Source organism: Caldanaerobacter subterraneus subsp. tengcongensis MB4 (assembly GCF_000007085.1).
GTDB classification, from domain to species: domain Bacteria; phylum Bacillota; class Thermoanaerobacteria; order Thermoanaerobacterales; family Thermoanaerobacteraceae; genus Thermoanaerobacter; species Thermoanaerobacter subterraneus.
On record NC_003869.1, the window covers coordinates 950,632 to 968,354 of the forward strand.

Consider the following 17,723-nt stretch of genomic DNA (forward strand, 5'->3'; position numbering starts at 1 on the left):
AAATGAGAGTAATCAGAAAAGTACTAATCGCAGCGTTTGTATTATCACTATCTTTTCAATTTTTCATGCTAACTTTGGCTTATGGTTTTGATTCTAAAAAGGTGATAATTTTTATAGTGGACAGAGTAAACTTAAATGACTACCTGTCCAATGACCTTCCCACTATAAAGTATTTGATGGAAAATGGCACATACGGATTGATGACTGTAAACTCTGATGGGGCAAAGACCCCAGAAAATGTGTACATGACCCTAGGGTGTGGTACAAGGGCAGTAGGTTCTGAAAAGGCTTTTTTAAATTTTAACGCCTCAGAGCTGGTTTATGGGGAATCAGCAGCTTCTGTGTTTAAAAGGAATACCGGTTTGAAGCCGCAGTTTTACAATATTGTCAATTTAGATATAGCTCAAATTGAAAGAAATAACCTTTTAAGAAATCACATTGTCATTCTGGGTGCTATGGGGAACCTCTTAGAAAATACTGGCAAGAAGATTGCTGTTTTGGGAAATGAGGGAAATACCATTGAACCTAAAAGGTATGCTCCTTTGATATTTATGAATGAGAAAGGGATTGTAGAATTTGGCGATGTGAGCGATTCTGTTTTGAAGAGAGATGTGATGAGCCCTTTTGGCGTATCCACAGATTACGAATTTCTTTATCAAAAATACCTGGAGTTAAAAGACAAGATGGACTTGATAGCCTTTCAACTGGGGGATACTTTAAGGGCTAATGACTATCAAAGGTTTGCAATGGATAGAATAAATGAAAAATATAGAAAAAAGGCATTGAGAGAGGCAGACAGCTTTATTGAAAGGGTTATAAAGGAAGGGGATTCTAATACTTTGTACATAGTTTTGACTCCCCTCCCTCCTTCTAAGGATATGTCTTTAAAAAGCTATTTGACTCCTTTTATTTTATTTGGACCGGGTTTTACAGAAGGGTACGCCATTTCAGACACTACAAAAAGGACAGGCATTGTGTCTAATACAGACTTTATGCCCACAATTTTGAAATATTTGGGTATACCAATTCCAGCTTATGTTACGGGGCATCCTGTATATAATTCTGGAGTAAAAGGTTCACCTCAAGAATTATTGAGGGAAAGCGAAAAATTGGTTTTTAATTATTCTTCAAGGCCGCTTTTTTTGAAAGCTTATGGAATTTTTCAAATAGGAACTTTTATCCTCATAGGTTTTGCAGCATTTTTATTAAAGAAATATTCTCATTACAGCAAGCATTTGCTCTTTTTTGTGTCGGCGATGCCTCTTTCTTTTCTGTTGCTGCCCCTTTTTAATTGTTATACTTTTATGAAGGCAATGTTTTTTCTCATAAGCATAAGTGTTGTTTTGGTGTTTACATTGGGCAAGATTGTGCAGTATGGTTATTCTTTTTACTTCTGGATATCTTTAGCAACAGCCTCTGTTTTGATGGTAGACCTCGCTACAGGGCAGCATTTGCTTAAGAATTCTCTTTTAAGTTATGATGTGATAGCTGGAGCGCGCTTTTACGGCATTGGAAATGAATACATGGGAGTTTTAATCGGCGCTACTTTCTGCTTTACAGCGCTTCTTTTTGAGAAATTTTCTAAAAAAACAGCTCTGTTTTTGGCATTTTTTATCTACGGCTTAGTCCTATTTTTTATAGCCTCCCCAGCCCTGGGAGCCAAAGTAGGGGGCGCTATAACTGGTTTTGTTGCCTTTGGAATTTCAATTCTTTTACTGAGTGACAAGAGAATTGACGCAAAAAAAATCTCTTTTATTGCTGTATCAATTTTAATGCTTTTGGCGGGGCTTTTTTATGTTGACTATTTGAAGCCTTTGTCACAGCAGACTCACATGGGACAAACTTTTGCTCTGGTAAAAAGCCACGGCTTTAAAGCTTTGTTTCAAATTTTTGAGAGAAAACTTTTGATGAACTACAAGCTCATAAAATACTCTATATGGTCCAGGGTTTTACTTGCACTTTCTGCTATTTTGATTTTCTTGTTCTTTGCTGTAAGGGAAGTTTTTATAGAGGTATTAAAAGAACATCCTTATGTTTTTAAAGGAGGCATATCGACCCTAGTAGGAGTGCTCATGGCTTTGGCTTTTAATGATTCTGGGGTGATAGCTGCTTCTACTATGTCGGTGTTTTTTGGACCTCTTTTTCTTCACCTTGTGATTGATAAATTAAAACGAGGATAGGTGGTTTTTATGGATAAAAGGAGAGTGTTATACATTGTGAGAAAGTCTGAAGGAGGGATGAAGAGGCATTTGCTCTCCCTTCTTCGCTTTTTAGATAAAGAGAAGTATTGTTTAGGTGTTGTATGCTCGTTTGAAAAAGATACTATTGACTATCTCAAAAATCAGGGGATAGAGGTTTTTGAACTTGAAATTGGAGATGGCTTCAATGTAAAAGAGGACCTAAGTATTATTAAGAAAATAAGGAATATAGTAAAAGAGTTTAAAGCTGACATTGTGCACATGCACGGTTTTAAGGCATCTTTTGTCGGCAGGATTGCCTGCTTTAATTTGCCTGTAAAAACCATTGTGACGTTTCACAATTTTCCTGGCTACAACAATATGAGCGAAATGAAAAGAAGAGCGCTTCTTTTTTTGATAAAGTTTTTAAATAAAAGGACTGATCAGTTTATCGCTGTATCTGAAGCCCTGAAAAAAGAGATGATGGCAAGCGAAAGGATAGAGGAAGACAGAATAGAAGTGATTTATAACTGTATTGACGAGACTCTTTATAAGATGGGAGAATTGGATTTAAGAAAGGAGTTTAATTTACCTGAAGACTCCTTTATTGTAGGAAGTATTGCCAGACTCATCCCCTCAAAAGGAGTACAGGATTTGATAGAAGCTGCTCATCTAATAAAGGAGGCAGATGTTTTCTTTTTTGTGGCGGGGGATGGCCCCTATAGAAAAAGTTTGGAGGAAAAGATTAAGGAAAAAGGGCTTGAAAGCAGGTTTTTTTTGCTCGGCTTTAGAGATGACATACCTTCATTTTTGAGAAATTTAGATGTTTTTGTACTTCCTTCCCATGAGGAAGGATTTGGAATATCTGTAATAGAAGCGATGAATGAAGGAGTGCCGGTTGTGGCTACAGCCGTTGGCGGAATACCTGAGATAATACAAGAAGGCGTAAATGGCATTTTGGTAGAAAAAGGAAATATAGAATCACTTTCTAAAGCTATAAAGAGCCTTCTTAAAGATGCTCACCTTAAAGAGACGCTTTCTCTTAAAGGCAAAGAGGCGGCGAAAAAATTTAGCTGTGAAGAGATGGTCAAAAGGGTTGAAGAATTGTATGAGAGAATAAAGGGTTGAGGGAGTATGAGGCTTACCAGGACAAAAGAAAGGAAAAGGCAAATTAGAAGAAAAAGACTTGTAATATTTGCGCTTTTGTTGTACATTGTTATTGTGATAATAGGGCTTTTGACTGCCGACTACAATTTTAACAGGGTCTTAAGTGGAGAAGGGAAGATAGGAATTTTTAAAATAGAGCTTTTTGACGAAAAAATATTCCTTAAAGTCTTGGGAAAGGAGTTTATAATCAGGAAATAGCGCTATTTTAGAGGGGGAATAAAATGTCTGAAAGGATGAAGTACATTCGCAATTTCTGCATCATTGCCCATATTGACCATGGGAAGTCAACTTTAGCGGACAGGCTCATTGAAAAGACAGGGTTTTTGTCTGAAAGGGAAATGGACAAGCAAATTTTGGACAACTTAGAGCTTGAAAGAGAAAGGGGCATTACAATAAAATTAAAGCCTGTGAGGATGATTTACAAGGCCAAAGACGGCAACGAATACGAGCTAAATTTGATAGATACGCCGGGACACGTAGATTTTACCTATGAGGTTTCTCGAAGCATTGCCGCTTGTGAAGGAGCGCTGCTTGTAGTGGATGCAAGCCAGGGCATTGAAGCCCAGACTTTGGCTAACGTTTACCTGGCTCTTGAGCACGACCTTGAGATAATACCTGTTATAAATAAAATTGACCTTCCATCTGCCGACCCCGAAAGGGTGAAAAGAGAGATTGAAGATATCATAGGAATAGATGCGAGTGAAGCGCTTTTAACTTCTGCTAAAGAGGGAATTGGGATAGAGGAAGTTTTAGAAGCGATTGTGAAAAGAATACCGCCTCCCCAGGGAGATGAGGACAAGCCTTTAAAAGCTTTAATTTTTGATTCTTTCTACGACAACTACAAGGGAGCCATAAGCTTTGTCAGAATAGTTGACGGTAAAGTTAAACGGGGCATGAGGATAAAGATGTTTTCTACAGGAAAAGTGTTTGAAGTGACAGAAGTTGGGAGTTTCAGACCCGACCTTTATCCTGTGGAGGAATTAAAAGCAGGAGAAGTAGGATACATTGCGGCCAATATAAAAAATGTGAAGGATACCCGCGTTGGAGACACAATAACTGACGCTGATAATCCGGCGGATTCGCCTCTTCCGGGTTACAAAGAGGTCGTCCCAATGGTGTTTTGCGGAATTTATCCAGCTGACGGGGAGGACTATGAAAATCTAAAAGAGGCTTTAGAGAAACTTCAATTAAATGATGCTTCACTGGTGTTTGAGCCAGATACTTCTGCTGCTTTGGGTTTTGGATTCAGATGCGGTTTTTTAGGACTTCTTCACATGGAAATCGTTCAGGAGAGGTTAGAGAGGGAGTACAATTTAAACCTTGTGACGACTGCTCCCAGCGTAATTTACAAGGTCTACAAGACTAATGGAGAAGTGCTGGAGCTTGACAACCCTACGAAAATGCCTCCTCCAACCCAGATTGACCACATTGAAGAGCCTATTGTAGAGGCCACAATAATGGTGCCAACAGACTACGTAGGACCAGTCATGGAACTTTGTCAGGAAAGAAGGGGAGTCTATCTCGGGATGGAGTACATTGAAAAAACGAGAGTGCTTTTAAAGTATGAAATGCCTCTCAATGAGATAATCTATGATTTTTTTGATGCTTTAAAGTCAAGGACTAGAGGATACGCTTCTTTGGATTATGAATTTAAAGGATATAAGAAGTCGGACCTTGTGAAGCTGGACATCTTGGTAAATGGCGAGGTTGTAGATGCTCTTTCCATGATAGTTCACAAGGACAAGGCGTACGAAAAAGGAAGGAAAATAGTTGAAAAGTTAAAGGAGAACATTCCGAGACATTTATTCGAAATTCCAATACAGGCTGCAATTGGGTCTAGAATCATAGCAAGAGAGACGGTAAAGGCTTTGAGGAAGAATGTGCTGGCGAAGTGCTATGGCGGTGACGTCACGCGAAAGAAAAAGCTTTTGGAGAAGCAGAAGGAAGGTAAAAAGAGGATGAGACAAATAGGGACTGTGGAAATACCGCAGGAAGCTTTTATGTCAATTTTAAAGTTGGATGACCAAAAATGAGGGAAATAGGTATATACATTCACATTCCTTTTTGCAAGAAAAAATGCTATTACTGTGATTTTAATTCTTACGCCGGCTATGAACACTTGATGGAGGACTATTTAAAGGCTTTGCTTGAAGAGGTTAAAACATATTCCGACAGAAGCTTTAGGGTTATTTCTGTGTATATAGGAGGAGGTACTCCCAATTTCCTCCCTCCTTCCCATGTAGAAAGAGTGCTAAGTGAAGTTCACAAAGACTATAATGTATCGAGGGATGCTGAGATTACAATTGAAGTAAATCCCGGGCTTTTGACAGAGGATAAATTAAAAATTTACAAGATAAACGGCATAAACCGAATAAGCATGGGACTTCAGGCTTTTCAGAATCGCCTTCTTGAGTATATCGGTCGAATCCACACAGCAGAAGACTTTCTTGAAAACTACGCTCTTGTGAGAAAATATTTTGACAATGTGAATGTTGATTTAATTTACGCCCTGCCAACGCAAAGTTTTGAAGAGTGGCAGGAAACTTTGACAAAAGTTGTAGAATTAAAACCTGAACACATCTCTACTTACAGCCTCATTTTGGAAGAAAATACCCTCTTTGGAAGACTTTATAAGGAAAATAGGCTTCCTGTGGTGGGAGAAGAAGAGGAACTTAAGATGTACCACTGGGGAATAGAGTTTTTAAAAAGCAAGGGATACTGCCATTATGAGATTTCAAATTTTGCTCTTTTAGGATACCAGTGCAGACACAACATTTTGTACTGGGAGTGCAGAGAATATTTAGGCTTTGGAGCAGGTGCTCACTCTTACTTTGAAGGTACAAGGTGGAACAATGTAGAAAGAATAGAGAAATATATTGAAGCCATTTTGAAAAGAAAAGATGCTAGAGAAGAGATTATAAACTTAAGCTTTGAAGACAAAATGTCAGAATTTATGTTTTTGGGCTTAAGAATGAGAAAAGGGGTGTGCGAAGAGGAATTCAGAAAAAGGTTTGGAATCAGTATGTTTGAAAGGTACGAGGAGATTTTCATTAAGTATGAGAAGATGGGACTTATCGAGAAAGATAAAGATTGTGTGAGGCTGACAGAGAAAGGGATAGATGTTTCAAATGTGATTTTTGAAGATTTCTTGCCCTAAGGCACCCTAAAATGAGTATTGACAAAAAATTATAAGAGTGGTATTTTAAAAACATGGATTAGCACTCAATGAGTGAGAGTGCTAATAATACATGGGGTGGTGAAAATGCCGTTAGATGATAGGAAGAAAAGGATTCTCTTTGCTGTTGTTACTGATTACATCATGACGGCAGAACCAATAGGGTCAAGGACTATTGCAAAAAAGTACAATATGGGCATAAGCTCTGCGACAATAAGAAATGAAATGGCTGATTTGGAGGAAATGGGATATTTGGAGCAGCCTCACACTTCTGCTGGTAGAATACCTTCTGACAAAGGTTATAGATTTTACGTTGATACTATTTTGCAGAATTTCATGAAGGAGGATTTAAGCCCTCCTCCGAGGGTGAGAGAAGAGGTCATAGCTGAGTTCGATGAGATTGTAAAAAAGTATGCGAAAATTCTGGCGGATATAACTCACCACACCACTGTTGCAAAAATGCCAAAGCTAAACCCTGACAAGATCAAAAGGTTGCAGCTTATCCCCGTGGCTTCAAATAAGATGATAATGGTAGTGATTACTGATACAGGAATTGTGAAAAATTATTTGCTGAATTTGTGCCAGAGTGTAGATAGAAATGTGTTCGAGTTTTTAAACAACCTCTTGAATGACAAAATTGCAGGAAAAAGCGAAAAGGCGATTTTTAACTTCCTTGAAAAGGAGCTAAAAGACACTCTAGGAGATATGGCTTTTATGGCGGATGAGCTTATAAAGACCATACTTTTGAGTTTAAAGCAGTTGCAGGAGACAGATGTTTACACTGATGGCACTTTACACATTCTTGATTTTCCAGAATATAAGGACTTGAACAAAGCAAAGAATTTTTTAAGCCTTCTGGACAATAAGTCCTTACTAAATGAAGTTTTAGAACCAGTAGATGACTTTGTAGATGTTAAAATTGGGAGAGAAAACAGATTTGAAGAGATGAGAGAACTCAGTGTTATAAAGACCACCTATAAAATAAATGATAGGGTAGTTGGAACTATAGGAATAATAGGACCTACCCGAATGGACTACAGAAGGCTTATAAGCGAGCTTACGCTTATGACGAGAGAACTTTCAAATCTCTTGTCTTCGATATACAATGATGAAGTATGACGGGGTGATATAAGTGGAAGAATTGGAAAAAGACAAAATTGAAAGAAATGAAGAGATGAGCGAGGAGGTAAAAGGAGAGGGTCCTCCTTCTGAATTGGAGCAATCGGAAGAAGTGGTGGAAGAAAAGATAGAAACAGAAGTAGAACAAAAAAAGGAACCTTCTCTGGAGGAGATAGTTGAGGAATTGAGGAAAAAATTAGAAGAAAAAGAAAAAGAAGCGAAAGAGTATTTGGACATAGCTCAGAGGATAAAAGCCGAATTTGATAATTATAGGAAAAGAACAGAAAAGGAAAAAGCTGAAATGATAAGTTATGGACAGGAGCAGGTGATAATAGAACTTTTGCCTGTTATTGATAATTTTGAAAGAGCTTTGGCAAATGAGGGAGATTATAATTCCTTAAGAGAAGGGTTAGAATTAATCTACAGACAATTTAAAAAGGTTTTGGATAAATTTGAAGTGAGAGAAATTGAAGCTGAAGGGCAGATGTTTGACCCTTACAAGCATCATGCCCTAGCGCAGGAGGAAGTGGAAGGCAAACAGCCGAATGAAATTATAGAGGTGTTCCAGAAGGGTTATTATTTGAAAGATAAAGTAATTAGACCTAGCTTAGTTAAGGTAGCAAAATAAAAAAGGAGGTTGATTGAGATGGGGAAAGTGATTGGGATTGACCTTGGAACAACTTTTTCATGTGTAGCTGTGATGGAAGGCGGTCAGCCCGTAGTAATACCTAATTCTGAAGGAACTCGTACCACTCCTTCTGTAGTAGCTTTTACTAAAGAAGGAGAAAGGCTTGTAGGGCATCCGGCTAGAAGGCAGGCTATAATAAACCCTGAGAGGACCATAATGTCCATAAAGAGGCATATGGGTACAGACTATAAAGTTAAAATAGACGACAAAGAATACACTCCGCAGGAAATTTCTGCAATGATTTTGCAGAAATTAAAGGCAGATGCTGAGGCTTACCTCGGAGAAAAAGTCACTCAAGCGGTCATAACAGTACCTGCATACTTTAATGACAGTCAAAGACAGGCTACAAAAGATGCTGGAAGGATAGCAGGGCTTGAAGTTTTGAGAATAATAAATGAGCCTACGGCAGCAGCTTTGGCTTATGGTCTTGACAAAGAAGGAAACCAGAAAGTAATGGTATACGACTTGGGCGGCGGTACTTTTGACGTTTCCATACTTGAGATTGGCGACGGAGTCTTTGAAGTTTTGGCCACAAGCGGTAACAACCACTTAGGTGGAGATGACTTTGACCAGAGGATAATAGACTGGTTGGCAGATAATTTCCAAAAAGAGCATGGAATTGACTTGAGAAAAGACAGGATGGCTTTGCAGAGGTTGAAAGAGGCTGCGGAAAGGGCTAAGATTGAACTTTCTTCTGCTATGGTGACAAATATAAACCTTCCTTTCATAACAGCAGATGCTTCAGGACCTAAGCATATAGACGTAAACTTGACGAGAGCAAAATTTGAAGAATTGATTTCAGATTTAGTCGAGTCTACAGTTGGGCCTGTTAAGCAAGCTTTGAGCGACGCAGGATTAAAGCCTGAAGATATAGACAAGGTCCTTTTGGTGGGAGGTTCTACAAGAATACCTCTTGTTCAGGAAACGGTCAAGAAGATAATGGGCAAAGAACCTCATAAAGGAATCAACCCAGATGAAGCTGTTGCAATAGGAGCTGCTATACAGGCTGCTGTGCTCGCAGGTGAGATCAAGGACATACTGCTTCTCGATGTTACTCCGCTTTCCCTTGGAATAGAGACTCTGGGAGGAGTTTTCACAAAAATTATAGAAAGAAACACTACTATTCCTGTAAGAAAGAGCCAGATTTTCACTACAGCCGCAGATAACCAGACTTCTGTGGAAATTCACGTACTACAGGGAGAGAGGCCTTTAGCTAAGGACAACAAGAGTTTAGGTCGCTTCATACTCTCTGGTATTCCACCGGCGCCGAGAGGAGTGCCTCAGATTGAGGTTACTTTTGACATAGATGCGAATGGAATTGTACATGTTTCTGCAAAGGACCTTGCCACAGGAAAATCCCAGCAGATAACCATAACAGGTAGCACCAACCTGTCCGAAGAAGAGATACAGAGGATGATAAACGAAGCTAAGCAGTACGAAGAGCAGGACAGAAAGAAAAGAGAAGAAATTGAAATAAGAAACAGAGCTGACTCTCTGATATATCAGGCAGAGAAAACTATGAAAGATTTAGGAGATAAGATGACTCAGGCAGAGAAGGATGAAATTAATAAGGAGATAGAAAATGTAAGAAAAGCCCTTGAAGGCACTGATGTTGAGGCTATAAAGGCAGCTTCTGAAAAGCTTTCTGAGGCTTTCTACAAAGTCTCAACAAGACTTTACCAGCAGGCGGCAGGCAGTGCAAATCCTGGTGGCAGCCAGGGCACATCTCAAGGGAATGTCTATGAAGCGGATTATAAAGTGGAGGACGATAATAAATAAATTAGAACCAGGTTTTTCGCCTGGTTCTAATTTACGTAATGAAAGGCAGGTGAGAGAGTGCCTAAAAAGGATTTGTATGAGATACTGGGTGTAGATAGGAATGCAAGTCAGGAAGAAATAAAAAAGGCATACAGGCGACTTGCAAAGAAATATCATCCAGACCTAAACCCTGGGGATAAAGAGGCCGAGCAGAAGTTTAAGGAAATAAATGAAGCTTATGAAATACTTTCTGACCCTCAGAAAAGGGCCCAGTACGACCAGTTTGGCCATGCTGCTTTTGAACAGGGAGGCTCCCAGCAAGGCGGATTTGGAGATTTTGGTGAAGGCGGGTTTGACTTTGATTTTGGTGGTTTTGGAGACATATTCGGGGATATTTTCAGCGACTTCTTTGGCACAGGGAGGAGAAAAGCGGAGAAAGGGCCTAAGAAGGGCGCTGACATAAGGTATGATTTGACATTAACCTTTGAGGAAGCAGCTTTTGGAACGGAAAAAGAGATAGAAGTAGAACGCTTTGAAGTTTGCGATGTGTGCCACGGTACAGGTGTAAAGCCGGGTAGCCGTCCTGAGACTTGTCCTGTATGTCATGGCACAGGAGAGATACGGCAGACCCAGAACACGCCTTTTGGCAGAATTGTAAATATAAGGACTTGCCCGAGATGCCATGGGGAAGGAAAAATTATCACAGACCCTTGTCAAAAGTGCGGGGGAACTGGTAAAATTAGAAAAAGGAGAAAGATTAAAGTCACCATTCCTGCTGGTATAGATGAAGGGCAGATGCTTACCTTAAGAGGCGAAGGAGAGCCAGGCTTAAGAGGAGGTCCTAATGGAGACCTTTATATTGTCATCCACGTGAAACCTCATGAAATTTTCAAGAGGGAAGGCTATGATGTATATGTAAAGATACCTATAAGCTTTGCAGATGCAGCCTTAGGAGGAGAGATTAAGATACCGACCTTGGATGGAATGGTGAGCTTTACAATTCCAGAGGGGACCCAGACAGGTACCAAATTTAAGCTAAGAGGCAAAGGGATTCCCCATATAGGTGGGAGAGGGCGTGGAGACCAGATTGTCGAGGTGTATGTAGAAGTTCCAAAGAGATTGTCAGAAAAGCAGAAAGAACTTTTAAGAGAGTTCAAAAGATTAGAAGGCGAGAATACAGCAGAGCACAAGTCCTTTTTTCAGAGAATGAGGGACGCTTTTGGAGGAAGTTAAAATTTAGAAAAAGGTGTTGAAGGAAATGAAATGGTTAGAAATACAGGTTACAACTTCACAGGAAGCAGAAGAGGCTGTCACAGGCATTTTGTACGATTTAGGAGCAGGCGGAGTGGTTATAAAAAATCCTAACGATGTAAAAGAACTGGCACAGACTAGTGAGTGGGATTATTTTGACCCTTCCCTTCTAGAAGAAGGAGAAGAGGTAAAGATTTCGGCCTATTTTCTAATCACTACTGATATAACAGACAAAGTAAATTTTTTAAAAGAGAGGATTTGGGAACTCAAGTCTTTTGGGATAAATGTGGGAAATGTCAAGGTAGAGGTTTCTGAGGTGGACGAAGAAGACTGGGCAGACAGCTGGAAGAAGTATTACAAGCCTTTAAAAGTTGGCAAAAGGATTGTCGTAAGGCCTTTATGGGAAGAATACAGCCCTAAAGAGGGAGAAATAGTTATAGACCTTGACCCTGGAATGGCTTTTGGCACGGGTACTCATGAGACTACAAAGATGTGCCTCCAATTTTTAGAAGACATTGTAAAGCCAGGAGCAATTGTGTTTGACGTCGGTTGCGGTTCAGGTATACTTTCTATCGCCGCTTCTAAATTGGGAGCATCTTATGTGTACGGAGCGGACGTAGATGAAATGGCGGTGAAAATAGCTAGAGAAAATGTAAAATTAAATGGTCTTGAAAATGTGGAGATTTTTCAAAGCGACCTCCTTAAAAATTTTAGAGGAAAGGCAGATGTGATAGTAGCTAACATTATTGCAGATGCAATAATTAGGCTTATTCCTGATGTTTTGCCTCATCTTAAAGAGGAAGGTTTATTTTTAGCAAGCGGCATCATTAAAGACAGGTTTGAAGAAGTGAAAGAAAGAGCAGAGGAATTTTTTGAAATAATTGATATGAAAGAAGAAAAAGAGTGGTTGAGCATATTGATGAAGAAAAAGGGATAGAAATGAGGAAGATCTTTGTTGAAAAGGGCAAAATAAAGGGAAAATTTGCCTATGTAGATGGGAAGGATTTTCACCATCTCATTCATGTATTAAGGTATAAGGTGGGAGATAAAATTGTGGTATCTGATATGGCAGAGGAGCATCTGGGAAGGATTGAAAAAATAGAAAAAGATAGGGCTATTTTATTTTTAGAAGAAAAAATGGAGGGCAATGCAGAAAGTCCTCTAGAAGTTTTTTTATTTCAAGGGATACTCAAAGCTGACAAGATGGACCTTATAGTTCAAAAATGTACGGAAATAGGGGTAAAAAGGATTATACCTTTTGTAAGTGAATTTTCTGTTGTGGATATAAAGAGAGCTAACATAGATAAAAAAGTTGAAAGGTGGAAAAAAATTAGCGAAGAGGCTTGCAAGCAATCAGGAAGAAATATTATTCCTGAAATTTCTGCACCTGTATCTTTTAAAGAAGCGATAGAGAAAGCAATGGAGTGCGACCTTGCGATAATCCCTTATGAAAAAGAAGAAAAGAAAAGATTAAAAGAAGTGCTAAAAGATGTCGAAGATGCAAAGAAAATAGGGATATTCATAGGTCCTGAAGGAGGTTTTTCACAGAAGGAAATTGAGAAGGCTATAAATAATGGAATTGTACCCGTTACTCTAGGGCCTAGGATTTTGAGGGCAGAAACGGCAGCCATTGCAGTTTCTGCTATAGTTATGTACCAGCTTGGAGACATGGGGTAAACCTGAAGGATAAGGGTAGTAAATTTTGATTTTTTGTGGTAAAATAAAAGGAGAAATATGAGATTTGAGGAAAGTAGTGACTAGAATAAAAGAAAGGAGTTAAAACTATGTTGAGTGAAAGAATGTTGGAAGAACTTAATAAACAGTTGAATTACGAAATTTACTCTGCCTACCTTTATGTGGCTATGGAGAATTATTTTCAAGAGAAAAATTTAGAGGGTTTTGCAAATTTCTTTAAAGTGCAAATGGAAGAAGAACTTTCCCATGCGAGAATTTTTTACGAATACATATACCGCATGGGAGGGAAAGTCACGTTATATCCAATTGAAAAGCCAGAGGAGAATTTTGAAAGCATTTTAGATGTTTTTAAGAAAGCTTTGGAGCATGAAAAAACTGTGACACAGAGAATCCATAAGCTCGTTGATTTAGCGATTGAAGAAAGAGACCACGCAACTAATGCTTTTTTGCAGTGGTTTGTGAATGAGCAAGTAGAAGAAGAGGAGAGTTTTCAGAAAATAATAAACAAGCTAGAATTGATAGGTGACAGCATGCAGCCTATATTCATGTTAGATTCAGAATTAGCTAAGAGGACTTTTGTATTACCTGCTCCTTTGGCAAAAAGTGAGTAATAAATAGAATAATATAGGGTATGCTATAATAAATGGCATACCCTATTTCCTTAAAAAATTTTACTGAAAAAGTTTGAGTAATTTTTCGGCATTTTTAGGATTTAATTCTGCATCTACTAGAGGAGGCCCATTTTTTATAAAATCAAATTGGTCTTCATAAGTTTCTTTTTCTACTTTGTAGATTATTCCTATAGGGATTTTATCGCCAAATTCCTGTGCTTTTTTGAAAGCTTCTTCTTTATTTGTATAGTCATAATCTTCTGGCAAGTGATAAACTCTTTCTTTATACCAAGCAAAAGTGTTGACTCTGTTCCAGACAACACAAGGCTGAAGAATATCCAGTAGAGCATAGCCTTTATAGGTTATAGCTTCCTTCATCAAATTTACAAGATGCGGTATATCCCCAGAGAACCCCCTTGCTACAAAGCCGGCTCCCATTGTTAAAGCTAAAGCTATGGGATTTAAAGGTTCTAATTTTACACCATCAAATTGCAGTGAAGTTTTCTGACCCTTGGCAGTTGTTGGCGAAGCTTGTCCTTTTGTCAAGCCATATATTTGGTTGTCGTGTACAAAGTGAGCAATATCTATATTTCTTCTTATCGCATGTATGAAGTGATTGCCACCTTCCCCATATGTATCTCCATCACCTGATTCTACAATTACTTTTAAATTTTTATTAGCTAATTTTATACCAATAGCAGGAGGGACAGCACGCCCATGCAAGCCATTAAAACCATTTATTTTTATGTAATGGGGCATCTTTGCACCTTGCCCTATACCCGTTACTAAAACTACTTCATGAGGATTTAGGTTTAATTCTTCTAATGCCTGTTTTAGAGCTGTTCTTATCATGTAATTACCACAGCCAGGGCACCATGAAGGCTCATAAAGCTTGTATTCGTACTTCATACTAAAACCTCCTTCAGCTTATCATATATTTCATCACTGCTAAAAGGTCTTCCATCGTATTTTAAAATTTTATGGGTAGCTTTTATTAAAACTTCTTGCCTTATAAGTTTTTCTAATTGTCCAGTGGCATTTTGTTCTATATCTATTATTTTTTTAGCGTTTTTACTCAGCTCTAAAAGTCTTTGTGTCGGTAAAGGCCATATATCGCCAAATATTAAGGCTCCTACTGACAATCCTTCATCAACCAGATTCTCAACTGCTTCTTTTATTGCGCCATAAGTTGAACCCCAACCTATTATTAAGTTTTTAGGATTTTCTTTCCCTATAAACCACGGCTCCTGTATTTCTTCTTTTAGATATTCAAATTTTCTTAGTCTTTTGTCTACCATAGCTTTTCTTATTTCAGCGCTTTCTGTTATGTGCCCCCATTCGTCGTGTTCATCGCTATCTACTAAAACGACTTGTCCAGGTATTTTTCCAGGCAATATGCGGGGAGATATACCTGTTGGCGTTATTTTGTATCTCTTGTATTCTTCCTCTGTGATAGCTTCTTCTCCAGATATATATCTTTCTATGGTAATTTTATCAAAATCAAAGCTGTTTACAGTTTTTAAACTATCTGCTAAATGCTGGTCACTTAAAAGTAAAACGGGAATCTGATATTTTTCGGCTATATTAAAAGCTCTTGCTGTTTGGTAAAAGGCATCTTCTACATCTCTTAAAGCGATTACCATTCTTGTAAATTCACCATGTCCTGCATGTATTACAAATTGCAAATCAGCCTGTTCAGTCCTAGTGGGGAAACCCGTTGCTGGGGCAGGTCTTTGCACGTCAATAACTACCACAGGGACTTCAATCATTCCAGCTAGACTAAGTGCTTCTACCATTAGCGCAAAGCCGCCGCCGGAAGAACCTGTCATAGCTCTAACACCAGCATAGGAGGCGCCTAATGCCATATTAAGAGCAGCTATTTCATCTTCCACTTGCTCTACTGCTATTCCCATTTCATTGGAGTGATAGGACATAAAGGTGAGTATTCCAGTAGAAGGAGTCATGGGATATCCACAGTAAAATTTACATCCAGCAGCAATTGCACCTAAGGCCACAGCTTGATTTCCATTTATTAGTATATTTTTATCTTCTGATGTTTTTAAAGAAATTTCTGTATCAATAAGGTCATAGCCTTTTTTTAAGGCTTGTAAATTTAGTTCTGCTATATCTTTATTAAATTCTTCTTTTATTGCTTTTTCTCCTATAGAAAAATCCAAAGAGAAATATTTAAGAATAACACCTAATCCAACTGTTGTAAATACTTTTTGATTTTTTAGTTCTTTTGCAGTTTCTAAAAGAGGAAGTGCCAATGCTTTTCCTTTTATACCCTCTAAAGGGATATCTTTGTCACATATTATAACACCAGTTTTAGTTAGATTTTTACTGTGGATTTCAATTGTTTCTTTATTTAATGCAAATATTATGTCATTTTTTGAAATGTGAGAATGTAAAGGCTTATCTGAAAATCTTACTTGTATAAAATTATGTCCACCTCTAATTCTAGACATGTAATCACTATTGGAAAAGACATAAAAACCGTGTCTTTTCAAGATCTTTGCTAGAAGATTTGCAGTTGTGTCAATGCCTTGCCCTGCTTCTCCTCCAATTAAAATTGTGTAATCCATTTTTCACCTCTCCTTAAATAATTATTAGTTGAAACTTTTTTTCATTATATCATAATTTTCTTTAAAATAAAAGTACAGTTTTGTTAATTTTAACAGCGATAGCTTTCTTAATATGTGGTATAATATAAAAAGACTTCAAAGGGAGGAGTATTGGGAAAGTGGCAAAAGTTGCATTTTACACTTTGGGATGCAAAGTGAATCAATATGAGACAGAAGTCATGGCAGAGCTTTTTAGAAAAGCCGGATATGAAATTGTAGATTTTGATGAAATAGCAGATGTGTATGTAATAAACACCTGCAGTGTTACTGCGAGAAGTGATATGAAGTCGAGGCAGATGATAAGAAAGACGAGGAATAAGAATCCAGATGCAATAGTGGTGGCAGTGGGTTGTTATGTTCAAGTAAGCCCTGATGAAGTTTTTTCAATGCCTGAAGTGGATATAGTAATAGGCACAAAGGATAAAGATAAAATAGTTGATTTGGTGAAAGATTTTGAAAATGAGAAAAAGAAAACTAAGCTAATAGAAAATATAATGAAACAGAGAGATTATGAAGAGTTTGGTATTACTGGGTACACAGAGAGGACAAGGGCTTATATAAAAATTGAGGATGGCTGCAACCAATACTGCACGTACTGCATCATTCCTTATGCCAGAGGGCCAGTTAGGAGCAGAAAGCCAGAAAACATAATAAAAGAGGTCAAGAAGTACGCAGAACATGGGTATAAAGAAATAGTTCTCACAGGTATACACATTGCTTCTTACGGCAGGGACCTTAAAAATATAGGGCTTTTGGATGTAATAAAAATGGTTCACGAAGTAGAAGGAATAGAAAGGATAAGGATAAGTTCTATTGAACCCACCTTTTTGACAGAAGATGTGGTAAAAGAATTAGCAAATCTTCCTAAAATGTGCAGGCATTATCACGTGTCTCTTCAGAGCGGATGTGATGAAACGTTGAAAAGAATGGGAAGAAAATACACAGCTTCTGAGTATAAAGAAGTGGTGGAGAGGCTAAGAAGGTACATTCCTGATGTTGCGATAACTACAGACATAATGGTGGGATTTCCTGGGGAGACAGAGGAGGAGTTTGAAAAGAGCTATAAATTTGCTGAGGAGATATGCTTTGCTAAAATGCACGTATTCAAGTATTCTCGGAGGAAGGGCACAAGAGCGTATAATTTTCCGAATCAGGTCCCAAATAAAGTAAAAGAAGAAAGGAGCAAAAAGCTTTTACAGCTCTCTAAAGTTTGTGAGAGAAAGTTTAAGGAAAGATTTTTAAATAGGACAGTAGAAGTTCTGTTTGAGCAGAAGGTAAAAGATTTAGATGGATATGTGGAAGGGCTTACAGACAATTACCTTAGTGTGGCAGTTAAAGGAGAATTAGAAAATTTGAGAAACCGCATCTTGCCTGTTAGAGTAAAGGAAATAAAAAATGATTTATTGATAGGAGAAATTGAAGGAATTTATTAAGATGTGTAGAATATAAAAAGAGGAG

15 protein-coding genes are annotated in these 17,723 nt (G+C 38.1%); 13 read left to right on the forward strand and 2 right to left on the reverse strand.

Going from position 1 to position 17,723, the window contains the following annotated elements; all coding sequences use genetic code 11:
• The first annotated feature begins 2 nt into the window (after positions 1-2).
• From TTE_RS04565 to TTE_RS04620, 12 genes are all read left to right on the forward strand, one after another.
• Positions 3-2,180, forward strand: a complete 2,178-nt coding sequence (locus TTE_RS04565) for a hypothetical protein (RefSeq protein ID WP_011025323.1) — start codon at positions 3-5, stop codon at positions 2,178-2,180.
• Between the two features lie 9 nt (positions 2,181-2,189).
• Complete coding sequence (locus TTE_RS04570) at positions 2,190-3,305, forward strand: glycosyltransferase family 4 protein (protein WP_041587130.1); 1,116 nt, start codon at positions 2,190-2,192, stop codon at positions 3,303-3,305.
• 6 nt (positions 3,306-3,311) lie between these two features.
• Complete coding sequence (locus TTE_RS04575) at positions 3,312-3,542, forward strand: hypothetical protein (protein ID WP_011025325.1); 231 nt, start codon at positions 3,312-3,314, stop codon at positions 3,540-3,542.
• Between the two features lie 23 nt (positions 3,543-3,565).
• Positions 3,566-5,377, forward strand: coding sequence for a translation elongation factor 4 (gene lepA / locus TTE_RS04580; RefSeq protein ID WP_011025326.1), 1,812 nt, complete (start codon positions 3,566-3,568; stop codon positions 5,375-5,377).
• A complete protein-coding gene (gene hemW, locus TTE_RS04585; RefSeq protein WP_011025327.1) occupies positions 5,374-6,501 on the forward strand; it encodes a radical SAM family heme chaperone HemW in 1,128 nt (375 codons plus the stop codon). The genes lepA and hemW overlap by 4 nt, the downstream gene beginning before the upstream one ends.
• 105 nt (positions 6,502-6,606) lie before the next feature.
• Positions 6,607-7,638, forward strand: a complete 1,032-nt coding sequence (gene hrcA / locus TTE_RS04590) for a heat-inducible transcriptional repressor HrcA (RefSeq protein WP_011025328.1) — start codon at positions 6,607-6,609, stop codon at positions 7,636-7,638.
• Between the two features lie 13 nt (positions 7,639-7,651).
• Positions 7,652-8,266, forward strand: coding sequence for a nucleotide exchange factor GrpE (gene grpE, locus TTE_RS04595; protein ID WP_011025329.1), 615 nt, complete (start codon positions 7,652-7,654; stop codon positions 8,264-8,266).
• A gap of 18 nt (positions 8,267-8,284) precedes the next feature.
• Entirely contained in the window at positions 8,285-10,105 is a 1,821-nt protein-coding gene (gene dnaK / locus TTE_RS04600; RefSeq protein ID WP_011025330.1) for a molecular chaperone DnaK, read from the forward strand.
• A 57-nt stretch (positions 10,106-10,162) separates the two neighbouring features.
• Positions 10,163-11,317 (forward strand): molecular chaperone DnaJ, encoded by a 1,155-nt coding sequence (dnaJ, locus tag TTE_RS04605; RefSeq protein ID WP_011025331.1) that lies wholly within the window; start codon positions 10,163-10,165, stop codon positions 11,315-11,317.
• Between the two features lie 25 nt (positions 11,318-11,342).
• Positions 11,343-12,272 carry a 50S ribosomal protein L11 methyltransferase gene (gene prmA / locus TTE_RS04610; protein ID WP_011025332.1) on the forward strand — a complete coding sequence of 310 codons (930 nt, stop codon included), beginning with the start codon at positions 11,343-11,345 and terminating at the stop codon, positions 12,270-12,272.
• 2 nt (positions 12,273-12,274) lie between these two features.
• Complete coding sequence (locus TTE_RS04615) at positions 12,275-13,012, forward strand: 16S rRNA (uracil(1498)-N(3))-methyltransferase (RefSeq protein WP_011025333.1); 738 nt, start codon at positions 12,275-12,277, stop codon at positions 13,010-13,012.
• A 107-nt stretch (positions 13,013-13,119) separates the two neighbouring features.
• The gene (locus TTE_RS04620) at positions 13,120-13,641 is read left to right on the forward strand and encodes a ferritin (RefSeq protein WP_011025334.1); all 522 of its coding nucleotides are present in this window, start codon (positions 13,120-13,122) and stop codon (positions 13,639-13,641) included.
• A gap of 60 nt (positions 13,642-13,701) precedes the next feature.
• On the opposite strand, the gene TTE_RS04625 is transcribed toward TTE_RS04620, so the two are convergent.
• Entirely contained in the window at positions 13,702-14,550 is an 849-nt protein-coding gene (locus TTE_RS04625; RefSeq protein WP_011025335.1) for a 2-oxoacid:ferredoxin oxidoreductase subunit beta, read from the reverse strand.
• Positions 14,547-16,226: a 2-oxoacid:acceptor oxidoreductase subunit alpha gene (locus TTE_RS04630; protein ID WP_011025336.1), complete on the reverse strand. Its 1,680-nt coding sequence runs from the start codon at positions 16,224-16,226 to the stop codon at positions 14,547-14,549. The genes TTE_RS04625 and TTE_RS04630 overlap by 4 nt, the downstream gene beginning before the upstream one ends.
• A 158-nt stretch (positions 16,227-16,384) precedes the next feature.
• Here TTE_RS04630 and mtaB point away from each other — a divergent pair, with 158 nt between their 5' ends.
• Complete coding sequence (mtaB, locus tag TTE_RS04635) at positions 16,385-17,698, forward strand: tRNA (N(6)-L-threonylcarbamoyladenosine(37)-C(2))-methylthiotransferase MtaB (RefSeq protein ID WP_011025337.1); 1,314 nt, start codon at positions 16,385-16,387, stop codon at positions 17,696-17,698.
• The last annotated feature ends 25 nt before the right edge of the window (positions 17,699-17,723 follow it).